Here is an 18,713-nt window from a genome sequence, read left to right as displayed (position 1 = left end):
ATCTATTTCGAGTGCTGCTCATCACAATAAAAATCTATGTACGAAATAAATCGTAGTTTTATTTGCAATTACGAAATCTCTCGTATATATTTGAAATACGAAAATATTCGTAATTAATTAAACGTCTAATTATCATATATGACACATACTCCTTTTTCTAAACCCACCGATGCCGAACTGGAAATTCTGCAGGTACTCTGGCAATATGGTCCCTGTACCGTCCGGTTTGTAAACGAACAACTAAGTCAGACCAAAGAAGTCGGCTATACCACTACCCTTAAAATTATGCAGATTATGCACGAAAAAGGGCTGGTAAAACGCAATGATGAAAGCCGTACGCATGTATATGAAGCCAATGTCAGTGAAGAAACTACGCAGAAACACATGCTCGGTAAATTCCTGGATATGGCTTTCAGAGGTTCAGCCTCCAAGCTGGTAATGCAGGCGCTGGGCAATCATAAGGCATCCAAAGAAGAATTAAACCAGATCAGAAAATTATTAGATAAAATAGAAGGAGGTGAAAAATGAACACACTCTCATCCATCGCACCCGATAAATGGATACAAGCCCTGGGATGGACTTTATTACATTCCTTATGGCAAGGATTGATTGCTGCTGTATTGCTGGGCATATTATTATTATTACTACACCGCCAGTCAGCTACCATCCGCTATTTTGTATCTACGCTTACCTTATTTACGTTTCTGCTGGTTACGGTAGCCACTTTTGTAAAAGAATACTCTATACTCACCAAAACAACCGCCAGTGAAGCAACGCCGATGAACTATGCCATTGGTTTTCCGGTAGCACTCACCACCAGCCAGCCAGCTTCTCAGGCAGAAACTCTATCTCCGGGGTTTTATAGCACCTTTTCCGTTTACTTTACGCAACATCTACCATCTATTGTATTGCTGTGGGCCTTAGGTATTATGGTATTATTACTCCGTTTTATGGGAGGCCTTGCCTATTCGCAGCGTCTGAAGCATTATAAAATCATTGATTTGCCAGAGTACTGGCAGAACTGTGTAAAGAATTTATCAGAAAGAGCGCAAATCCGGCAGACAGTACGTTTGGTAGAATCTGCGCTGGTGAAAGTACCGGTGGTGATTGGGTATTTTAAACCAGTGATTCTGCTGCCGGTAGGCACCATCCTAGGTTTACCCAGCGAGCAGATAGAAGCGATTCTGGCACACGAACTGGCGCATATTTCCCGTAAAGATTATCTGGTAAATATTGGCCAGTGCCTGGTAGAAATTCTGTTCTTTTTCCATCCGGCCGTCTGGTGGATGTCGAGCAGGATCAGAGAAGAACGGGAGCATTGCTGCGATGATATGGCACTGGCACTTTGCGGAGATTCGCTCACCTTTGCCAAGGCACTTGCTAACCTGCAAGGCGTACACACTGGTACTGCTTCTCTGGCTCTGGGATTTGCCGGAAAAGGGCAATCGCTGCTACACCGGATTCAGCGTTTGATCGGGCAACCCAGGCGGAATCCTAATTTTATGGAAGGTTTCCTGGCTGCCTGTTTTTTAATGGCTAGTATTATGGCCGTGAGTGTAAGTGCCGGAACTGCTTTACAAACTACTACTAGAAATCTTTCCCTGAACATAGAGGAACTACCTGCGGAGGAAAAAAGCTATCTGCCTGAACAGACTTTAGTATCTGATAGTTTGAAAAACAAAGGAACCTTTACTTACAAAGGCAGCAAAAACGGACGCAAATACGATGTAAAAGCCACCATTGAGAATGATAAAATTACAAAACTGTACCTGGACGGAAAAAAAGTGCCGGTTGCAGAGATCGAAAAATATCAGGATCTGGTGTATGAATTAATGGCAGATGTACCCAATCCTCCTGTTCCACCTGTTCCGATGTCGGCCTTAGCGCCAGTTGCCCCCTATACTTATGAAGATGACTGGGATCTGGAACCTGCTATTGCCCCTATTGAACCTTTCGAACCCCTGGAGCCAATGGAACCTATGGAGCCATTAGCGCCGATTGAGCCTGTTGCCATAGCAGATGTACTGGAAGAGGCGCTTACTAATGATACGACCAGATTAAAAAATTACAAAGGTAACTTCACCATTGTACACCAGGGTAAAGATAAAAAGGAGTATACCTTCCGGATGAAGGATGGTGTACTGGAGGAACTGGAAATAGATAATAAGCCGGTTCCAAAATCAGAGTACAAAAACTACAGCTTTATTGTAGATGAAATCAGGCAAGATGCAGAACTCAGACGGGCAGAAGCCATGTTGCGCCAGGAAGAAGCCAGAGAACGCCAGTTGGAATCCAGATACAGAATGGAAGAAGCCAGAGAGCGGATGTACGAAGAACGTAGAGCCTTGCAGGGAAGAATCGCAGGGGACCGTGAAAGAGCTATCCATAAAAATGGGGAACTCAGCCTACAACAACGGCGAGCACACGAAAGAGTAATGCAGGACCAGCAACGGGTAATGCGGGAACACGAAAGAGCTTTACAGCGGCAAGGAGAGCAGATGCGGAACCAGCAACGGGCACTCGAGCAACATACCAGGGCAATGAAGGATCATGAAAAGAGCTTGCGCAGACATGAATTTTCGCTGGAACTCCGGGAAGAACTGAAAAAAGATAAACTTATCAAAAATGAGAACAGCTATACGTTCAAGCTGGATAGTAAAGGCTTATATATAGATGGGGAGAAACAACCGGAAGCGGTTTATGAAAAGTATAAAAAGATGGCAGAAAAAGAACACGGTTCCATAACAGGCGATTTCAAGATGGAATTTCAATACAAAAACGATGATAAGTAATTGATCTAATAACCAGATCCAAAATAGTACAACAAAGCCTTTGGTAATATACCAGAGGCTTTGTTGTGTAAGGGAACATTGAATTTCCATCCTATTTTTCAAGCAGAAATTGTATATTTATTCTCCAGCCTGTCTCAAACTCTCGATACTGCATTGATTCGTGGATACATGCCTGAAAAGAACTTTATCTCCGGATATGGAAAGCCCATGAAATATTCAGCATACACTTTTAATTTTCTCCTCTGTCAATCTGTAATAAATTGTTTAATAGGTTGGCTGATTATACTTCCTGCTTTTGCCCAGAAGGCCGACACTTTCACTTTACCTCTTAAAATCAGTGCAAGTAAACGTCACCTGGTAGATCAGAAAAACAAACCATTTTTATATCAGGCTGATACCGGATGGATGCTCTTTCTGAACCTTACCAAACAGGAAGCCATCACTTACTTGGCCGACCGAAAATCCAAAGGATTCAATGTTATTCAGACAATGCTTACCGGCTTTGATGATTTTAAAAACAGAGAAGGTCATTCTCCTTTCTTAGGAAATAAAGATTTTGCCCAGCCTAATGAAGCTTATTTTACACATGTTGACTGGGTAATCAGGCAGGCAGATTCTTTGGGATTGATACTCTCCATTGCCCCATTATGGTCGGGCTGTTGCAAGGAAGGATGGGCTGGCGAAGGTAAACCTATTGAAAAGAACGGGATAAAAAAAACACATGAGCTTGGCCGGTATATTGGAAAAAGGTATGCTTCATTTAATAACCTGTTCTGGATTCTGGGCGGTGACAACGATCCACATGCAGACAAGGAAGCCATCCGGCAACTGGCTTTGGGTATTAAGCAAACAGCCCCACATCAATTAATTACCTATCATGCCTCTTCTTCACATTCCAGTACAGATGTCTGGGAAAATGAATCATGGCTGGACGTGGTAATGGTATACACCTAGTTCAGAGGTTTTAACAAAGCCTGGAACAAAAACCAGCCGGATGTATATGAAGTAGCCTATAAGGAATACAATAAAAAACCAGTCAAACCCTTCTTTTTAGGCGAATCTACTTATGAAGGCGAACATGATAGCTGGGGTTCTGCCTTACAAGCCAGAAAACAAGCATATTGGTCAATGCTTTCCGGCGGAACCGGTCATGCCTATGGTTCGCCTCTATGGAAAATGGACTCCACCTGGCGTAATTACCTGGACCTTCCCGGTGCCAAAAGTTTAAAGCATGTATATTCCTTATTCACGAGCCATGCCTGGGAGAAGCTGGTTCCAGATACCGCCAATCTGGTAGCTGTAGCTGGCCGGGGCAACTTTGCTGAAAACAATTATGCTACCACAGCAATCGCACAGGATGGAAGTTTTGCTATCAGTTATTTGCCTTCCCAAGCAAACATTTCTATTAATTTAGCGAGACTCAAAGGAAAACAGGTACAAGCTTCCTGGTTTGATCCGCGTACTGGTGAAAGGAAAATAATTGGCCGTTACACTCCACAGAAAACAGTATCATTTAATTCCCCAACAAAGGATGACTGGGTGTTGGTGATTGATCAGATTCAATAAATCCGGGCATTCTCTCTGAGGCAAAACAAGCAATAACAAAAGAGCAAATAACCTGGCTAATGAATATCCCTGCGTGCTTTCTAAATGCCTATCAAACAATCTACATCCGGATGCAGCCAAAGCAAAGATGCAGGTAACCGGGTTGTTATCTTTCCGGATAAAAATTCCTGTATGATTTGTTCCTTGTTCTTCCCGGAAATGAGCAGTATAATTTTTCTGGAACGCATAATATCCTGTAAGCCTAAAGTGAGTCCGTAAGTAGGTTTATCATTCAGTGACTGAACCATCGTATGTGTCAGCGAATGACCGGATAACCGGGCTATATGGCAATGTGGCTCAAGAAAAAGGGCTGGTTCATTAAACCCAATATGTCCGTTAGCACCAATTCCCAGAATACATAGATCGATTGGTCCCTGTGTATCTAGTTCTGCCTGAATACGGGCGCATTCAGCGGCAGGATCAGTTGGGTTAGATTGAAAGGAGATGTAGCGCTCTGGTGGTATTCGGAGTGGTTCTACTAGTTTTGTCTGGAGATAATATTCACAACTGGAAGGATGATTTTCGGGAATTCCGCCCCATTCATCGAGTTTAATTACCTTGAGCTGGTCAAAAAATATTTTATCCTTTTCTGACTTTTCAACCAATTTTGCATAGAAACCAGTAGGAGAATTGCCGGTAGCTGCACACAACAGCAGATTTTTTTTACGTTCTACCTCCTGGATAACAAGTGTGGCTGCTTTTCCGCTCATTTCCTCATAATCCCGGCAATGGATAATATTCATAGCAATGATCGTTGATTAAAGTGATTGGGCTACTTTTTCCAGAGCTTATATGGTTTATCTGCATCTGTTTTAAAAGGAAACATTACTTTTCTGCCAGTTCCGGCTGATTCATAGGCAGCATAAATGGCTTCCAATACTGCCTTTCCATCTTCGCCGGTTACCAGTGGCTGCTTATTATTTTGCACACAATCCACAAAATGCTCAAACTCCTGCGGAAAGCCATAGTTCCAGATTTCCTCATAGATGGTATAACTCCATCCTACAGTATTTCCAGCTTTTTCTACGGCATAGCCAACCCCTTGGGTGCTATAGGTCTGAATAGAATTACCTTGCAATACATCGGCGTAGGCTACTCCTTCTGAACCATGAATTTCCGCCCGGTCGTCCATGCCACCCAGCTTTGTCCAGCTTTCTTCGGCTAGGGCAATTACTCCGTTTTCAAACTCAAATATCAAAATTGCATTATCTTCGCCTTTGGTTTTATGGGTATGTACACTGGTGCTCATCTGGGCATATACCGATTTAATGGGATTATTGCCATTGAGCCAGCGGAAAAACTGAATCGCATGACAGCCCATATCCATAGTTACGCCTCCACCAGAGCGCTCCACATCCCAGAAATGATCAGCATGGGGTCCGTCGTGCTTTTCAGATTGTTTGAGTAGTACCGGTTTTCCCAATGCGCCTTCATCCAGTAATCCTTTCAAGCGGACATATTTGGGTGTAAAACAAAGTTCTTCTGCATACATCAGTTTCACATTTGCTTTTTTACAGGCATCTATCATCTGATCAGCTTCAGCAAGGTTCATACACAGCGGCTTTTCTACGACAATATGTTTCCCGGCAGCAGCAGCTTTCAAGGTGATCTCGCAATGCAGATAATTTGGTGCCCCAATTACGATCATATCCAGTTCTTTCATCGCCAGCATATCCTCCAGGTTAGTAAAATAGTGAGGAATACCAAATTTCTGTGCGAATGCAGCTACATGACTTTCCGTAGGAGACATTACCGCTACAATTTCAGCTGCTGCTACCCTTTTTAAAGATTCGGCATGAATGGTAGAAATAAACTGTGAGCCAATAAGACCTACTTTTACTTTGTCAGGCATGGTAGTGTAGAGTTATTAGTTGTATAAGAATGAATGTACATGTTTTTATATTGTATTGAGTATAGAGGCTTTTTCCTCCAGGGCGGATATAAATGCTGTTATTATTAATACTCAAAATGGTGTTTATAATATTATAAAGGTTTTCTTATCAGAAGCAAGTCTTCAAATATTTCAATCTTCAATTCATAGCCTTCCATTTTTAAACTGATCAGCCGCATACGCAGCAGCCCTGGCGGTAAGTGCCATGTAGAGTATAGAAGGGCTCTGGTTACCGGTACTGGTCATGCAGGCACCATCAGTTACAAACACATTTTTACAGGCATGGAGCTGGTTATGTTCATTAAGCAACGAGTCTGCCGGGTTTTTGCCCATACGTACGCCGCCCATTTCGTGAATGTCCAGGCCGGGCGCTTGTTTATTATCATGGGTAGAAATATCCTTACAGCCTACTTTTTCAAGCATCAGGCGGCTTTCTTTAAGAAAATCAGCTACCATTTTTTCGTCATTTTCATCATAGCCTACATCAGTAACCAGTAAAGGAATGCCCCACTGGTCTTTCTTGTCTTTGCTCAGGTATACCTGGTTGTTTTTTTTAGGAACAGTTTCACCTTGCATATACATATAAATCCGCCAGTTACCAGGTTTGCTTACAGCCTCTTTAAATTCGGCACCAAACTGTGGTTCACCATCCGGTAATCCATGTACCCGTTCCCGGTAGCCACCGGTAAAAATGGTATAACCGCCAAAGAAATCCATATCATGTTTGTACAAATTCCGGTAATTGGCAATGATGCATTCGGTAGGATTCCGGCCATAAAAATATTTATCTTCAAAGCCTTCAATTCGTCCATTGGCAGAACCCCGGTAAATATGGAATCCGATAAATTTTCCTAGCAAGCCACTGTCATTACCCAAGCCATTCGGAAAACGGTTGGATATAGAATTGAGTAAAATCAGGTTGGTATTCAGCGAGGAAGCATTGGCAAAAATAATCCGGGCATTAAAAATATGTTCTTCTTTGGTAGTACTGTCAATTACTTTTACGCCAGTTGCTTTCCCAGATTTTTCATCATATACAATAGAATGAACCACCGAAAAAGGACGGATCGTCAAATTACCGGTCTTCTCCGCCCAGGGCAAGGTAGAAGAATTTGAACTAAAATATGCGCCATATGGACAACCCCGCATACATAATGTCCGGGTCAGGCATTTACCTCGTCCCTGGTCAAAGTGAATTTGCTTCGGTTCGCTCAGGTGTGCCCATCTTCCCTGTACTACGTGCCTTCCTGGAAAATGCTCGCGGATGGTATCCCGCATGTGTTGCTCTACACAATTAAAATCATAGGGTGGCAGAAACTCACCATCTGGCATGGCCTCAATGCCGTCTTTATTACCACACACCCCAATGAATTTTTCTACATGCGAGTACCAGGGCGCTATATCCGCATACCCCACTGGCCATGAAATGCCATAGCCATCCCTGCCGGGTGCTTTAAACTCATTATCACTCCAGCGCTGGCAAGCCCTTCCCCATATGAGCGACTTCCCTCCAACCTGATATCCCCGTATCCAATCGAAAGGCTTTTCCTGCACATAGGGATGGTCTTCGTCTTTAATGAAAAAGTGAGCCGTATCTTCCCCAAAACCGGCCGCTTTGGTAATCACCGGATTAGCCTCCTTAAATGCAAGCGGCATCCTGTTCCGGTGTTTGAATTCCCAGGGATGCATATTGGCCGTGGGATAATCTTTGATGTGCTTTACATCCCGGCCTCTTTCCAGCACGAGCGTTTTCAGACCTCTTTCACACAGTTCTTTGGCAGCCCATCCCCCTGAAATACCCGAACCAATTACAATCGCATCAAAAGCAGTTTCCATACTTAATTTGTAAATAGAATAAAAAATTTATGGTAATTGAATTTGCCCCTCAATACCCCCGATAGCGGATAAACTACCGGTTCCGCAACGCATGGCTAAGTTTACACATTCCTTTAAAGAAGCTCTTTTAAGCCAGGCATACAAAAATCCGGCATCAAAATTATCGCCTGCGCCGGTCGTATCAGCAATCTTCAATCCTTTTGATAACGATTCTGGTATGGTAAAATGCTGCCCAGAAGATCCATTAAATACGGTAGCCCCTTTTTCTCCCTGCTTAATTACTACCCATCCACCAAAATGACTGAGCCAGCTTCCTGCTTGCTCCACATCTGCTTTACCTGAAATACGTAAGGCCTCTTCTTCATTGGGAATAAATACATCGATGTAAGGCAATATTGCATGTACTTTGTGCCAGTCTTCTTCAGGCGACCAGTTGGTATCCAGAGAAATGGTTATGCCTTTCGCCTTCAGAATCGGCAGTTCCTCGAGCCAGAATGCTTGTAATTGTTCCAGCAGGAAATAGCTGGCGATATGCAGATGCGAAGCCTTTTGCAAAATACCAGATTCCATAATGCCATTGGCCGTAACACCGTTGAAACTACCTTTGTAGGTAAGCATCGCCCTGTCATTTCCTTTAGCCAAACCTAATCCAACAGCTGTTTTATATGATTTGGAAGAAGTTACATACCGGGTAGAAATATTGAGTTCCTGAAGGCGCTCTTTAAGAAAACGGCCAAAAAAATCGTTGCCTATCACGCCATACAAATCTACACTACCACCTAGTTTAGTAAATTGAGAAGCAAAAATACCGGCAGAGCCACCCAGTTCGATGTGGTAATCATCCACGTATTGTTCCACTTGTCCATATATGGGTATTACCTCCCCGGTAAACAATATATCCAGGCAAAGATCGGCGACTACTGCAACTATTGGCTTCATTTACGTAAGGGCTGATAACTGACCTCTCTGAAATAAACCACATCATCGCCCCCATGATTTTGCAGACCAACATAGCCAGCTGTTGGCCTGGGGCCTCTGTCTGGTTCGTAATCTTTCGCTTTTTTAGGAACGATATCGCCTTCTTTGTAATCAGTGACCAGCACCCCATTGACATGTACCTGGGTGCGTTCTCCAGCCAGTGTAATAATCATTTCGTTCCATCCCTCCGCTTTTCCGGGCGTTGCTTTAGCTTTGGTAAGGGAATAGAGTACGCCAGTTTTATGAAATTCATCTTCCCGGTCGTCAATCTGCACTTCATAACCTTTATTTACCGGCATCCAGGCTTCTGTGGGTTTTTCGGGAATCCGGATAAATACGCCTGCATTGTTGGCAGCGGCACCTTTATACACTACTTTCAGGCGGATATTTTCAAGCTTTTGCGGCGTATACCACAGCAGACCCATGCCTCCTTCCGTTTTGAGCATGCCATCTTCTATCACAAATTTTCCATCCCCGGCATGCGCCCAGTTTTGTAAATCCTTTCCGTTAAACAGCGGTTTCCATTCCTGTGCCAAAGCGGATATGGAACTTACCAGACAAAACAGCATTAACAGCTTTTTCATATTGTATAGCCTTTTGTATAATTTAAAGCTAAAATTACATTAAAAGAAGGAACATTGCCTTGTAAAGCCCCTCATTTTCTTTGTAACAGGAATGGGTTTCTGATTAATGACTTGTAATCAGGCATATTGAATTATAAAATTCCAGTAAAAGTCTCTAGCCATGCATCATCTTATCGCAGCGGAACTCATACAACTTGCTAAATATGATTTAGAAGTCAGGCAGCAATTGCAGGAAGAAAATAAATTATCGCCAGGGTATAATCCGGAGATGGAAGCGGTACATAAACAAAATGCTGCCAGACTAAAACAACTCATTGCACAAATTGGATGGCCAACCATACCCAAAGTAGGAAAGGAAGCGAGCGAAGCTGCCTGGCTTATTGTGCAGCATTCCATTGGCGATCCGGTATTTATAAAAAGCTGTTATGCTTTACTGGAGCAATCCGCCGGAACTGTTAATCCACAACAGCTGGCATATTTGCATGATCGGATCTGTTACTTTGAGGGAAAGCCGCAAAAATATGGCACTCAGTATGAGGACAAAGGTTTATATCCGGTAGAAGATAAGAACAAGGTAAATGCACTTAGAACAAAACTGGCATTAAAACCACATTCCATGGATATTATCACCGAAGCAACTAAAACTGAGCTTCCCACAGACCTGCATACCGATCCGGAATTTAATGCCTGGAGAAAGAAAGTGGGCTGGATTTAATTTGTATACCTCTCCAGATTTCTGATGTTTAACTTAAGTATTTTTCATAACCAATTTAATATCAATAATTTTAATATTAGAACGCTTCATCAATTAGTTCTTTGTTAATTACAGCGCCTGCTTTTGTTCCGGCAGCTACAGCCATAGCAACCGACCTGAACATGATGGTATTATCACCCGCCGCATATACGCCAGGTAAGCTTGTCCGCTGAAAATCATCTATTTTAATGTATCCTTGCTCGTTTAAGGCACAGCCCAGTTGCTCCGGAATCTGGCAATGTTGGGTAAAGTTAACCCTGGCAAATAAGGCAGAAATGTTATTGGTATTTCCGTTTTTAAAAACGATATGGTCAATATAGCCATTGGTGTGTTCCAGTGCTGCTATTTCTGTTTCGATAATCTCAATCTGATGAGACTGTAGTTTACTGGTTTGCTCTGCAGTAAGTGTCGATTTTCCATTGGTAAATAAAGTGAGTTGACCGCTCCAGTGATGAATAAGCCGGCTTAGTTCAAAGCCTAAATCACCATTGCCCAGCACACCCATATTCGTATTCCGCACTTCGTAGCCATGGCAATACGGACAATGCAATACCGAAATTCCCCAGCATTGGGCAAAACCTTCAATGGCAGGCATCTGGTCGGCAACGCCAGTGGCAAAAAGTAATTTCCGGGCATTAAACCTATCGCCATTGCTGATTTCAATTTCAAAACCCTCTTGGGTTATAGATCCGCCAGTAGCCAGCGCTTCTATGAATTGTACCGTTTCATATTTCAATACCTGCTCTTTTGCTTTTCTGGCAATGTCCTGGGGTTTCTCTCCGTCGTGGGTGATGAAATTATGGGAACGCGGCGTTTGCCTGTTACAAGGCTTGCCACTATCTATAATGAGCACCTTCCGCAGTGAACGTCCCAGCGCCATTGCTGCTGAAAGCCCGGCATAGCTGCCACCTATAATGATAACATCGAAGTTTTTATTGCCTGTCATTTTTCCTGAAAGTTGAATTTATTCTGAACAAAATTAGGGAATTAATTTCTTTTTGCAACAGTGTTGCAAAAAGAAATTAAACAATTTTATTACACATTGGTTGTACAATAATTAGCACAGAATATGACTTTTGGAAAGTCTATGCTTTACATTTATCTTTATCAATTCATTAAGTTGATTTTTTATATAGAATATTGGATCAATGGAGCATAGAGCCAATACAAGATTAAATATAAAAAGTGCTTACGATATATATTCTTCCAGCCTGTAATGTATTTTAAATAGCCGCAGTGCTACATTTGAATTTTATCTTAGATGCCTTTGTTACCCATTCCAAAACCTGCATATTCTCTTTGAAAAATTCTGTTTCTTCTCTTATTGAGAACCAACTGTTATTACAATCATACGCTCAAGCACCAGTAGCTATTGGCATCTATTTAGGTAAAAACTATACCATTGCCTTTGCCAATCCGGTGATGCGGGAAATCTGGGGGCGTAATCCGGAGCAAGTACTGGACAAACCCTTGTTTGAGGCCTTACCGGAAGTAGCCGGACAAGGATTTGAGGAGATATTAGAGGAAGTATGGAAAACCGGAAAATCATTCTCCGGTAACGAAATGCCCGCACCTTTAGAACGGAATGGCAGAATGGAACTCTGCTATTTTAATATACTCTATCAGCCGGTTAGAGAAGAGGCAGGCGAAGTGATTGGTATTATCCAGTTAGCCAGTGAAGTAACTACTTCTGTGAAAGCCCGCCAGAAAGCAGAACGTAATGAAGAACTGCTTAAAACGGCTCTGGAAGCCGGGAAAATGGGTACCTGGCACGAAGACCTTGTGCAGGGAACCATTACCCGTTCTGTTGGCTACGACCGGATTTTCGGATATGAGGAGGCTTTACAGGAATGGAACCAGGCTATTCTATTAGCCCATATTGTAGCAGAAGATAAGAAGGTGTTTAAAGAGAATTACCAGCAAGGACTAAAAAATGGTTATCTGGATTGTGAAGTGCGTATCCGCCGGGTTGATAAAAGTATTCACTGGGTTCATTTCAAAGGAGAAGCATATTATAATATGAAGGGAACCCCTATGGGTATTTCCGGAATTATAATGGATATTACCGAACGCAAACAGGAGTCGGAACGGGAGAAACAAATGGCAATGGAGCAATCTGCCCGGAAAGAAGCAGAAAAGCAGACCAAGCTATTGCAGGATATGTTCCGGGATGCACCGGCTATGATCTGTATTTTAAAAGGCCCTGAACATACTTTCGAACTGGTGAATACGCTCTATCAGCAGCTATTTTCTAACCGGGTACTAATCGGAAAAACGCTGTTGGAAGCCTTGCCTGAACTGCGTTCGCAACCCTTTAAGGAGATCCTGGATGGGGTATATCAAACAGGCAAACCATTTATCGGGAAGGAAGTGCCCCTCACCATCGACCGGTTTAATACCGGCCAAATGGAAAAGATTTATGTAAATTTTGTATACCAGGCCATGCGGGATATTGAAGGAGAGATTAATGGCATTCTGGTATTTGCCTTTGAAGTAACCGAACAAATAGAGGTAAGGCAAAAGATAGAACACAGCGAAGAAAATCTGCGGCTTGCCTTAGAGGCTGGAAAAATGGGCACCTGGCAGTTGGATCTGCAAACAGATCAATCGCTGCGGTCGCTGCACCATGACCAGATTTTTGGCTACCAAAGCACATTACCTGAATGGGGAATTGACACATTTATAGCCCATGTTGTACCAGAAGACCGGGAAAATGTAAAAGCCAGTTTCAGTATGGCACGATCTACAGGCACTTTACAGCTTGAGTGCCAGATTATAAGGGCAGATGGAGAACGGAGATGGATTTCTGTAAAAGGACAGGTATTTTATGAGCAGGAGCAGCCGGTCAGAATAGCTGGGGTGGTTCTGGATATTACAGAAAGCAAACAAGGAGAGCTGGCGCTACAGGCATTGAGTAAAGAATTAGCTAAAGCAAACAAAGAATTAATAGCTGCCAACGATGAAATTCATGCCAGCAATGAAGCTTTGTTACACACCAACGAAAATCTGGCCAAAACAAATGAGAAGTTAACGAAAGTAAACATTGACCTCGATAATTTTGTATATGCGGCCTCCCATGATTTAAAATCTCCGGTTACTTCTTTAATTGGTTTGCTCAAATACCTCCGCAGGAATTCTTCTGGCAAACTCGACGAAAAAGGACAAGAACTCCTGGATATGATCGATCTTTCGGCAGGCCGTTTACAACAAACCATTCATGACCTGACACAGATTGCTAAAGTACAACGGCAGACAGGCGAGGAAAAGGAAACCATTTTCTTCCCCGACCTGCTTACCGGGATTCAGTCGGATCTGCAGGAACTCATTCAGGAGTCGGGTGTTCAAATCAAGCTGAACTTATGTGTGGAACGTATTTTTTATTCCCGTCAGAATGTGCGGAGTATTTTATTCAACCTGATTTCGAATGCTATTAAGTACCGTTCTCCAGACCGTAGGGCTCAGATTTGCCTTGCAACCTATGAAGAAAATGGAAGGGTAATTTTGAAAATAACTGATAATGGACTGGGTCTATCTGCCAGCCAGCAGCAGAATTTATTCACCATGTTTAAGCGCTTTCATAACCATGTAGAAGGATCTGGCATTGGTTTGTACATGATCAAACGTATGCTGGAAAATAACGGAGGTACCATTGAGGCAGAAAGTGTGTTAGGCGAAGGAACCACATTTACAGTTCAATTCTGATTGGTACCAGTAAAACAGCTTGTATTAAATCGTTGGTAGTTGTTCGTTACTTTTGTTGCTAGTGTCTTGAGTTAGGAATACATTCATAATACCTAACTTAAACGAATGCATACCGTCAACCATTTTTGCTAGCGAATAAACCACCATATAGTTTGGCAAAAAACAATGGCTGCTATATCGATAAATAAACCAGGCAGCAATGTTCCTTGATGGAAAGCTGACTTGGGAGTAATTTAACGCAGAAGGAATGTAAGTAAGAGTACACAATTAAGTATAAGATTTTGGCAAATTGTATCTTTGCTTATGCGTTATATCAAGAAGATTACAGACAAGCAAAAACAAGACTTAGAGAAGATTCATAAAGATAGTAAAAGTTATCAGGAACGTAACCGTTGCCAATGTATACTGTTATCCAATCAAGGCTATCAAGTACAGAAGTTAGCAAGCATTTTTCAAGTAAGTCAGTTAAGTATTTATAAGTGGTTTGATCGCTTTGAGAAAACAGGTGTGGTAGGGTTAAAGAACCAAAAAGGGAAAGGCAGAAAACCCATCCTTACTACCAGTAATGCTACCCATGTTGAAGTAGTGGAAAATAGCATAGAGAAAGAAAAACAACAACTTAAATTAGCTAAGCGAGAGATAGAAGCTAAATTAGGCACGGCTATGAGTGAGATGACCTTGAAGCGGTTTTTAAAAAAATTGACTGCCGATGGAAACGTTTCCGTAAATGGATAAAGCCATTGCAAAACAAAGAAGCATATGAGCAGAAAGTCAAGCGATTACATGCTTTGCTTTATTTGGCACAGACAGGCAGTATAGATTTATATTTTGGAGACGAATCAGGGTTTTGCCTTACCCCTTGTGTACCTTATGGATGGATCAAAAAAGGCGAACACGCCCCTATTTTATCCCAAAGAAGTACAAGGATAAATGTATTTGGCTTGTTAAGTACAAATAATGAGTTGCTTACTTATCAGAAAAGTGGGAGTCTAAACGCTGACTTTATCATTGAATGTGTAGAGGCCTTCTCAACATCTATTTCCAAGTTTACTGTCATAGTCTTAGACAACGCCTCCTGGCATACATGTGGCCTATGGGAAGTCAAAAAAGAAGAATGGGAACAGAAAGGATTATACATCTTTTTGCTGCCTAAGTATAGTCCTCATCTTAACAGGATCGAACGATTTTGGAAGCAGGTGAAATATCATTGGCTCAAAGCCGAAGACTATCTGTCTGTAGAAGCGCTTAAGGAGGCACTTTATACCATCTTTTCAGGATTGGGTACTTACTTTAAACTTGATTTTAAAAAACTTGAAGTAGATGAAAATATTATACTTAATTGTGTTTAATTACTTAGCATTTAACAAGGATTATTTCCGCCTGCGTTACTCTACTGAATCAACCGCTACCGACAGTGCCTGCTTGTGCTATATCGGGGTTAATACACCAACAACTGTAGTCTTTCAATACCCTTTCCGCCACTTGAGCAAACTTTCACGCACCGGACGAAAGTAACCCCAATTTTCAACATCCTCCCTCTCTGGGTATGGCATAAATCACATTGCCTGAAAGGGATAAATTGAAGACCTTATTTTCAATGGAAGGAAGTATCAGTTTCCAGGTTTTTCCTTTGTCTGCTGATCTATAAATGCCACTAGGATGTCCACAAAAGAAGTAGTCGCCTACCTCAATAATGGAGGCAACCAACAGACTTGCCGGAAGACCGGCATCAATAGACTGCCATGTTTTACCTCCGTCGTAGGAGGTTCGCACTCTTCTGGTTTCCGAAGTTGTATTGTAAGTGATCGCAGCGAATCCGCCTTTAATACGTTCTACAGCGATACCCACACCGCCCTCACTGATCACCAGCTCCCAGTTTTCACCCTCATCGCTCGATCTTAATATCCCTCCCTGGCTGGTTGCCAAAAGTACACCGTTTGACTCTACCAATTTCATTACCCAGCCTCCTGTATGGACTTGTCGCCAGGTTTTTCCACCGTTAATGGACTTAAAAAGGCCTTTGTCACAGCCTATGAAAGCGGTGCCCCAGGCAGTTTCAAAAACGGTGCGTACCTGTTTCTCTTGAAATTTCGTGTACATGGGCAACCATAAACTCGTTCCGTTTATTTTTAGTAAAAATTGGCCATCCAGGTAATTGTATGCAAATATGCCAGTATTTGCAGGAGCCATGCTGCTATGCCCGTCAGGAAACATCTCTTTTTTCCAAAAAGGAGCAGTGGCAGTTGGTTTACTGTGGTATATTCCATTTCCGGCACGTACATAGAGTCCACGCTCATTAGCAAAAAAACCACCTGCCTGCACAGTTTCAGGCAGTCCTTCGCTCATGTCCTGCCATGTTTGTCCCCCATCCGTAGATTTAAAAACAATGTTTACAAGCTTAGGCTTGTTTCTATTTAGTTTTGGCCCACTATCCGTGATTGAAGAAGAGGATAGAAAGTCTACTGCCTCATTACAGGCAAAGGGAAAATGAAGAAGGAGCAAAAAGGCAAGGTTATAGATTTTCATGACTATACTTGTTTTAACCAAACCTACAAATTATTGTGCTGAACCCTGGTTAAGGGCTTGTAAAAGAATGTTAACGAAATGTAAAAGTCGTTTTAGGGTAACCCGGAAAGGCATATGTCAGACTTGAATAGTCAAAACATAAAAAGGGCGTGTAGAATTACGCCCTTTTTATGTTTTTGCAATCTGGAATATTCACTTATTGGTGATTTTTACAAATTATTATTTAAATGGTTTATCCGAATTTTTCGCCTCATCTGTAAAATCATCGAGCAGACGGTCTCTCATTGCTTTATCAAAGTTCGCAGAGCGGTATTTAGAAGTGGCCTTACTCATTTTTTCATACATTACCTGGGTGCCAGCAGGAGTAGCCGCAAAATTCAAGGCATTTCCCTTAGATATTCCCATGCTTTCCGATACGGCAAAGGCATCCTGGTTGGCTGCCAGAAATATGAATTCCCAGCTATATACATTGCGCTGCTCGGTGATCATCTGCTGAATTTGTGCAGAGGAATACTTCTGGCTTGCATTTTCCTGTCCATCAGTCAAAATGACAAATAATACTTTATTCGGCCTTTCAGATTCCTGTAAGCTGGCTAAACGCACACCTACATCGTGAATAGTTCTTCCAATCGCATCATACAAAGCAGTGCTGCCTCTGGGTACAAAAGTATCCCGGTTGAATGGTGGGATGCTGGAGAGAGGTTTGCCGCTGTATAACATCTCATATTCATTGTCAAATAACACCACACTCATGATAGCCTCGCCGGGTGTTTCCTGCTGCGATTTCAAAAAAGTATTAAATCCGCCAATGGCGTCATCCACAATACTCGCCATAGAACCAGAACGATCCAGTACGCAAACAATTTCGGTTAGATTTTTCATAAGTAGCGTGTGTTTAAAATGGTGAAAAATAAAAGCTTCTATGTAACGCAAAAAGTTTATAGAAGTTCCTGCCTTCTGAAAAAGTTTAACCTCCTAAGATTGACTTTACTACGCATCATTTCCTCCAAATGTCAATTCCATATTTACCAGTCACATTTGTTTTTCCTGATTAGGAGAGGTTGAAATACTATTCATTCAGAGAGATTCTTACCAGAGTTGTTTGGCTAATCTTGTATTTTTCTATCTTAGGGCTTTTTGTGCAATTTTCTCCAAGAATTTAATTTATGAGAGTCTGGTTCTATCTGTTTTCGTTAGTAATAGGTTTATGCTGTAATTATTCATCCACTGCACAAAAACTTCCCACATTGGGTGTAGTAGAATCGTTAAGTAATGACAGTTTATTGTATGCTTCCGGTTTCCGCCTGATCGGTGAATCGGTGGGTAAAATGCTCTCTCCTAGCCTATCTGAAGCCGACTTTGAAGCTAATCTCAAGAAAATAAAACAAACCAGGAGTAAGCTATACCTGTGCAATATTCTGTTTCCTGGCAGCATCAAAATAACCGGTCCGCAGGTGAATGAACAGCGGATTATGAATTATTTAGATACTGTTTTTTACCGGGCGAAAAGGGCAAATATCCCATTAATCGTACTCGGTAGCGGCGGTCCGAGAAGGCTGCCGGAAGGATATGATCTACAGCAGGCAAAAACAGAATTTACTAAACTGTGCAGCAAAATGGCCTTAATAGCCAAAAAACATGAAATTATGCTTGTTATAGAAGCCTTGAATAAAACAGAAACTAATTTTATCAATACCCTGGAAGAAGCCGCAGAAATCGTAAAGAATGTAAATCATCCTAACTTTAGGCTGAATGCAGATATTTACCACATGCTCAAGGAGAATGAGCCGCCTCAGCATATTATTGATGCCGCCAAATGGATTGTATATGTAGAACTAGCTGAAAAAGAAAAACGCACGTTTCCGGGAGTTGCAGGCGAAGATTTCAAACCCTATTTCCAGGCATTAAAAGCTATCCGCTACAAAGGTCCCATCGTAATCGAAGGCCGCCCAGGTGATTTAACCAAGGAAGCACCAGCAGCTTACCAATACCTGACTACGCAACTCAAAGAAGTATACGCCAATAAAAAGTAAACAATCCGATCG

At 42.1% G+C, this 18,713-nt stretch carries 17 protein-coding genes and 1 pseudogene; 10 read left to right on the top strand and 8 right to left on the bottom strand.

Features of this window, described 5'->3' with window-relative positions; translation table 11 throughout:
- Positions 1 to 138 precede the first annotated feature (138 nt).
- The 4 genes and pseudogenes from GXP67_RS18370 to GXP67_RS18355 all read left to right on the top strand — a co-directional run bounded on the left by GXP67_RS18370 (position 139) and on the right by GXP67_RS18355 (position 4,358).
- The gene (locus GXP67_RS18370) at positions 139 to 528 is read left to right on the top strand and encodes a BlaI/MecI/CopY family transcriptional regulator (RefSeq protein WP_162444474.1); all 390 of its coding nucleotides are present in this window, start codon (positions 139 to 141) and stop codon (positions 526 to 528) included.
- Positions 525 to 2,792: a M56 family metallopeptidase gene (locus GXP67_RS18365; protein WP_162444473.1), complete on the top strand. Its 2,268-nt coding sequence runs from the start codon at positions 525 to 527 to the stop codon at positions 2,790 to 2,792. Before GXP67_RS18370 ends, GXP67_RS18365 begins: the two co-directional genes overlap by 4 nt.
- A 168-nt stretch (positions 2,793 to 2,960) precedes the next feature.
- Positions 2,961 to 3,995: pseudogene (locus GXP67_RS18360) on the top strand (apiosidase-like domain-containing protein); the annotation flags it as partial.
- On the top strand, positions 3,969 to 4,358 hold the full coding sequence (locus tag GXP67_RS18355) for a putative collagen-binding domain-containing protein (RefSeq protein ID WP_232065290.1): 390 nt from the start codon (positions 3,969 to 3,971) through the stop codon (positions 4,356 to 4,358). The pseudogene GXP67_RS18360 and the gene GXP67_RS18355, both read left to right, overlap by 27 nt.
- An 80-nt stretch (positions 4,359 to 4,438) precedes the next feature.
- Here the strand turns inward: GXP67_RS18355 and GXP67_RS18350 are convergent, their stop codons facing one another.
- From GXP67_RS18350 to GXP67_RS18330, 5 genes are all read right to left on the bottom strand, one after another.
- Complete coding sequence (locus tag GXP67_RS18350; RefSeq protein WP_162444470.1) at positions 4,439 to 5,140, bottom strand: galactosamine-6-phosphate isomerase; 702 nt, start codon at positions 5,138 to 5,140, stop codon at positions 4,439 to 4,441.
- A 29-nt stretch (positions 5,141 to 5,169) separates the two neighbouring features.
- On the bottom strand, positions 5,170 to 6,249 hold the full coding sequence (locus GXP67_RS18345) for a Gfo/Idh/MocA family protein (protein ID WP_162444469.1): 1,080 nt from the start codon (positions 6,247 to 6,249) through the stop codon (positions 5,170 to 5,172).
- Between the two features lie 183 nt (positions 6,250 to 6,432).
- Positions 6,433 to 8,124 carry a GMC oxidoreductase gene (locus GXP67_RS18340; RefSeq protein ID WP_162444468.1) on the bottom strand — a complete coding sequence of 564 codons (1,692 nt, stop codon included), beginning with the start codon at positions 8,122 to 8,124 and terminating at the stop codon, positions 6,433 to 6,435.
- 27 nt (positions 8,125 to 8,151) lie between these two features.
- A complete protein-coding gene (locus GXP67_RS18335; RefSeq protein ID WP_162444467.1) occupies positions 8,152 to 9,063 on the bottom strand; it encodes a carbohydrate kinase family protein in 912 nt (303 codons plus the stop codon).
- Positions 9,060 to 9,686 (bottom strand): 3-keto-disaccharide hydrolase, encoded by a 627-nt coding sequence (locus GXP67_RS18330; protein ID WP_162444466.1) that lies wholly within the window; start codon positions 9,684 to 9,686, stop codon positions 9,060 to 9,062. The genes GXP67_RS18335 and GXP67_RS18330 overlap by 4 nt, the downstream gene beginning before the upstream one ends.
- A gap of 160 nt (positions 9,687 to 9,846) precedes the next feature.
- On the opposite strand from GXP67_RS18330, the gene GXP67_RS18325 reads away from it, so the two are divergent.
- On the top strand, positions 9,847 to 10,401 hold the full coding sequence (locus GXP67_RS18325; protein ID WP_162444465.1) for a DUF6624 domain-containing protein: 555 nt from the start codon (positions 9,847 to 9,849) through the stop codon (positions 10,399 to 10,401).
- Between the two features lie 76 nt (positions 10,402 to 10,477).
- Here the strand turns inward: GXP67_RS18325 and GXP67_RS18320 are convergent, their stop codons facing one another.
- Positions 10,478 to 11,386 carry an NAD(P)/FAD-dependent oxidoreductase gene (locus GXP67_RS18320; RefSeq protein WP_162444464.1) on the bottom strand — a complete coding sequence of 303 codons (909 nt, stop codon included), beginning with the start codon at positions 11,384 to 11,386 and terminating at the stop codon, positions 10,478 to 10,480.
- 353 nt (positions 11,387 to 11,739) lie between these two features.
- On the opposite strand from GXP67_RS18320, the gene GXP67_RS18315 reads away from it, so the two are divergent.
- The 4 genes from GXP67_RS18315 (at position 11,740) to GXP67_RS18300 (ending at position 15,657) form a co-directional block, all read left to right on the top strand.
- A complete protein-coding gene (locus GXP67_RS18315) occupies positions 11,740 to 14,142 on the top strand; it encodes a PAS domain-containing protein (RefSeq protein ID WP_162444463.1) in 2,403 nt (800 codons plus the stop codon).
- A gap of 303 nt (positions 14,143 to 14,445) precedes the next feature.
- Positions 14,446 to 14,877 (top strand): helix-turn-helix domain-containing protein, encoded by a 432-nt coding sequence (locus GXP67_RS18310; RefSeq protein ID WP_162441767.1) that lies wholly within the window; start codon positions 14,446 to 14,448, stop codon positions 14,875 to 14,877.
- A gap of 5 nt (positions 14,878 to 14,882) precedes the next feature.
- Complete coding sequence (locus tag GXP67_RS18305) at positions 14,883 to 15,491, top strand: IS630 family transposase (protein ID WP_232064508.1); 609 nt, start codon at positions 14,883 to 14,885, stop codon at positions 15,489 to 15,491.
- Positions 15,463 to 15,657 (top strand): hypothetical protein, encoded by a 195-nt coding sequence (locus GXP67_RS18300; RefSeq protein ID WP_162444462.1) that lies wholly within the window; start codon positions 15,463 to 15,465, stop codon positions 15,655 to 15,657. The genes GXP67_RS18305 and GXP67_RS18300 overlap by 29 nt, the downstream gene beginning before the upstream one ends.
- 9 nt (positions 15,658 to 15,666) lie before the next feature.
- On the opposite strand, the gene GXP67_RS18295 is transcribed toward GXP67_RS18300, so the two are convergent.
- Together GXP67_RS18295 and GXP67_RS18290 are read right to left on the bottom strand one after the other, a co-directional pair.
- Positions 15,667 to 16,668 (bottom strand): WD40/YVTN/BNR-like repeat-containing protein, encoded by a 1,002-nt coding sequence (locus GXP67_RS18295; protein ID WP_162444461.1) that lies wholly within the window; start codon positions 16,666 to 16,668, stop codon positions 15,667 to 15,669.
- Positions 16,669 to 16,887: 219 nt separating this feature from the next.
- Positions 16,888 to 17,550 (bottom strand): vWA domain-containing protein, encoded by a 663-nt coding sequence (locus GXP67_RS18290; RefSeq protein ID WP_197901709.1) that lies wholly within the window; start codon positions 17,548 to 17,550, stop codon positions 16,888 to 16,890.
- Positions 17,551 to 17,834: 284 nt separating this feature from the next.
- Between GXP67_RS18290 and GXP67_RS18285 the strand changes: the two genes are divergently transcribed.
- Positions 17,835 to 18,701: a sugar phosphate isomerase/epimerase family protein gene (locus tag GXP67_RS18285; protein ID WP_162444460.1), complete on the top strand. Its 867-nt coding sequence runs from the start codon at positions 17,835 to 17,837 to the stop codon at positions 18,699 to 18,701.
- The last annotated feature ends 12 nt before the right edge of the window (positions 18,702 to 18,713 follow it).

This window comes from Rhodocytophaga rosea, assembly GCF_010119975.1.
GTDB classification, from domain to species: domain Bacteria; phylum Bacteroidota; class Bacteroidia; order Cytophagales; family 172606-1; genus Rhodocytophaga; species Rhodocytophaga rosea.
This window is presented reverse-complemented; position numbering and strand designations above follow the sequence as displayed.